The organism is Methylobacterium sp. J-026 (assembly GCF_022829585.1).
In the GTDB taxonomy this organism is placed as follows: Bacteria; Pseudomonadota; Alphaproteobacteria; order Rhizobiales; family Beijerinckiaceae; genus Methylobacterium.
This window is the reverse complement of the sequence record NZ_JAKSYC010000084.1, coordinates 1-517: the sequence shown is the minus strand read 5'-3', so window position 1 is coordinate 517 and position 517 is coordinate 1. Positions and strand designations below refer to the sequence as shown.

Sequence of the window (517 nt, the reverse complement as noted above, 5' to 3'; positions counted from 1 at the left end):
GGCCGTGCTGTTCCTGCGCCTGCGCTCCGGGGTCGACCCGGCCGCCCTGCCCTCCGCGATGATCGGCAGGCCGGTGCCGCGCTTCGACCTGCCCGCCGTGCCGGGGCTCGCCGCTTCGGGCGCGGCGGTACCGGGCCTGTCCCAGCAACCTTGAGGTCACTGCGCCGCTGGTCGGGCCGCCTGAGGGGGCAATGACGGCCACGACGAAACGGATACGCCCAGCCCCGCCTTCGCGGGGTGCGCCTGAGCACATCCAGTCGCATGTGGCTCGGTGGTGCCACGCATCGACGACCATCTGTGGACGACGGCGGATCCCCCTGGTTGGGCAAGGTTCAGAGGCGAGCGTGAGATCCCCTCCCCGATCCGGCATCGCCACGTTGGTCAGCATCCACGCCTTCATCCACTATCACCGCGAGCGCTTGGCCGGGCTCTTGTCCTCGGCCCTGTTCTTGGCTTGCGCCCTGCCCCTCGTCTGCGTCATCGGCGCAACCTGTCTGCACCTAACCGCAGAAAGAGG

The 517-nt window shown here is 69.8% G+C and carries 1 pseudogene; it reads left to right on the top strand.

Annotated elements, in window-relative coordinates:
- Positions 1-142: pseudogene (locus MKK69_RS08430) on the top strand (DsbE family thiol:disulfide interchange protein); the annotation flags it as partial.
- Between the last annotated feature and the right edge of the window lie 375 nt (positions 143-517).